Origin of the sequence: Dietzia sp. DQ11-38-2, from assembly GCF_014145055.1 — a bacterium.
Classification (GTDB): Bacteria; Actinomycetota; Actinomycetes; order Mycobacteriales; family Mycobacteriaceae; genus Dietzia.
The window spans coordinates 6,216-9,118 of record NZ_JAALDW010000453.1 but is presented as its reverse complement, the minus strand read 5'-3'; the positions used below and the strand labels follow the sequence as shown (position 1 = coordinate 9,118).

General features: G+C 69.9%; 2 protein-coding genes. One reads left to right on the top strand and one right to left on the bottom strand.

The genetic code is table 11. The annotated features are described in order from the left end of the window. On the bottom strand, positions 1-1,953 hold a 1,953-nt coding region (ftsH, locus tag G6026_RS14435), incomplete at its 3' end, for an ATP-dependent zinc metalloprotease FtsH (RefSeq protein ID WP_182613586.1). 242 nt (positions 1,954-2,195) lie between these two features. Between ftsH and G6026_RS14430 the strand changes: the two genes are divergently transcribed. Further along, on the top strand, positions 2,196-2,903 hold a 708-nt coding region (locus G6026_RS14430; protein ID WP_347238114.1), incomplete at its 3' end, for an amidase family protein.

The following is a 2,903-nucleotide window of genomic DNA, read 5'->3' as shown; positions in this document are numbered from 1 at the left end:
TGGCGGCCACGGCTCGCCGCGCTCCTTGGCCAGCTCACCCGGGGTCTTGACGGGCGGCCGGGTCGACGGGACACGACCGGAGAAGTCGTCGAACTCCGTGATCCTCGGACGCTTGACCACATCCGCGAACAGACGCTCGAGGTCGTCCTGGCGGAGTGTCTCCTTCTCGAGCAGCTCCGCCGCGATCGCGTCGAGGACGTCCCTGTTGGACTCGAGGACCCGCCACGCCTCGGCGTGTGCGGCGTCGATGATCCTGCGGACCTCGTCGTCGATCGCCTTGGCCACCTCCGGGGAGTACTCGGAACCCGCGCCGCCGCCGCGTCCGAGGAAGGGGTCCCCGCCCTCGCCGCCGTACTTGACCGCGCCCAGCTTGGAACTCATCCCGTACTCGGCGACCATCGTGCGGGCGATACGGGTGGCCTGTTCGATGTCGGAGCTCGCGCCGGAGGTCGGTTCGCCGAAGACGTACTCCTCGGCCGCACGGCCCCCCATGGCCATGACGATCCGCGCGATCATGTCCGCACGGGTCATGAGGGACTTGTCGTCCTCCGGGACGACCAGGGCGTGACCACCCGTCCGGCCGCGCGCGAGGATCGTGACCTTGTGGACCGGCTCCAGATCCTCCATCGCCCACGCGGCCAGGGCGTGCCCTGACTCGTGGTAGGCGGTGACCTTCTTCTCGTGTTCGCTGATCACGCGGTGCTTGCGACGAGGACCGCCCACCACCCGGTCGGTGGCCTCCTCCAGGATGTCGGTCGAGATCTCGTCCCGCCCCATCCGTGCCGCCAGCAACGCGCCCTCGTTGAGTACGTTGGCCAGGTCGGCGCCGGACATGCCGATCGTGCGCCGGGCCAGCGACTTCATGTCGACATCGGCGGCCAGGGGCTTGCCCACCGAGTGGACGGCGAGAATCGACTCGCGCCCCCGCAGATCCGGGTTGGTCACCGGCACCTGGCGGTCGAACCGGCCGGGGCGCAGCAGGGCCGGATCGAGCACGTCGGGCCGGTTCGTCGCCGCGATCATGATGACCGTCTCGCGGTCGCTGAACCCGTCCATCTCGACGAGGAGCTGGTTGAGGGTCTGCTCGCGCTCGTCGTGTCCGCCGCCCGTCCCGGAGCCGCGGTGCCGGCCGACCGCGTCGATCTCGTCGACGAACACGATGCAGGGCGCGTTCTGCTTGGCCTTCTCGAAGAGGTCGCGGACTCGCGAGGCGCCCACGCCCACGAACATCTCCACGAAATCCGAGCCGGAGATCGAGAAGAACGGGACGCCGGCCTCACCGGCCACGGCGCGCGCCAGCAGGGTCTTGCCCGTCCCGGGCGGCCCGTAGAGCAGGACGCCGCGGGGGATCTTGGCGCCCAGCCGCTCGTAGCGGGCCGGGTTCTGGAGGAAGTCCTTGATCTCGTTGAGCTCCTCCACCGCCTCGTCCTCACCCGCGACGTCGGCGAAGGTGGTCTGGGGCATGTCCTTGGTGAACTCGACGGCTCGCGACTTGCCGACGCCGAACAGGCCACCCTTGCCCCCCTGCATCCGGGACATGAAGTAGAACAGCAGCCCGAAGAGGATGAGCATGGGCAGCAGGAACGACAGCATCTGGGTGAGGAACCCCTGCTGCGTCACCGTGGTGTCGAAGTTCTCCGGCTCGGCGGCGGCGATCCGGTCGAAGATCTGTTCCGCCGCTCCCTCCGGGTACTTGGCGAGCACCTGGTCGGTCTCGTCCGCACCCTCCTCCGGGGTGATGGGCGACTCGAGGGTGAGACGGAGCTGCTGCTCCCGGTCCTCGATCGTCGCCTCCCGGATGTTGCCCGCGTCGATCTGGGCGAGCGCCACCGAGGTGTCGACCTCGGTGTACCCCCGTTCGTCGTTCGCGAAGAACGAGAACCCGACGATCGCCAGGATGATGACGCCCGCGATCGCCACGTTGCGGAAGACGGTGTTGCTCTTGCGTTCCATTCGGTCCTCGGATGCGAAGGACAGCCCTACCGGTCGGCGGGCCTGGTGGTGCGCGACGTCCTGCGCGATGTCATGAGCTCGGTGCCATGAGCTCGGTGTCATGAACTCGGTGTCATGAGCACAGTCGCGCGCGACGTCGTCTCTGTCGCACCAGGCTACCTGCGAAGCGCGACACCCGACCGGGTTGATCTCCGTGGGCGGACAGGGCGGCGGTGTCGTACCCGCCCCGTACCATCGGGACCGTGACCACCCCCACACCGTCCGCGTCCCGGGCCGCAGAGGACGTGCGTTCCGGTAACGGCACCGCTACCGAGGCGCTCAACTCGGCCCTGGACCGGATCACCCGTCTCGACCCGGCCCTCCGTGCCTTCACCACTCTGCTCGGCGAGGAAGGCAGATCGGCCGCGGCCGCCGTGGACGCCTCGGATGAGACCGGACGGTCCGGGCTGCCCCTGGCGGGGGTCCCCCTGGCCATCAAGAGCACGGTGACCCTCGACAACCCCGTGATCACCCCGCTTCTCGCGGCCGGCGCGATACCGGTGGGCATCACCGCCGCGCCCCAGCTGTGCACGTGGGGGATGACGGACTCGGAGGAGCACGGAATCACCCGCAATCCGCTCGACGAGTCCCTGTCCGCGGGCGGGTCGTCGGGGGGATCGGCCGCGGCGGTCGCCTCCGGCATGGTCCCGCTGGCGGTGGGTGACGACGGGATGGGGTCCCTACGGATCCCCGCCGCCGCCTGCGGCATCGTGACCATCAAGCCCGGTCCGGGGGTCGTCCCCACCCGGCTCGCCGGCGACAACTGGGGCCGGCTGGCGGAGTCGGGCCCCCTGGCCAGGACCGTCGAGGACACGGCGCTGGCCCTGTCGGTGATGGCCGGGCGACCCGAGTTGGCCTCCGTCGGACCCGTACCCGGTGAGACGCGGGTGGGCCTGTCCACGACGAGTCCG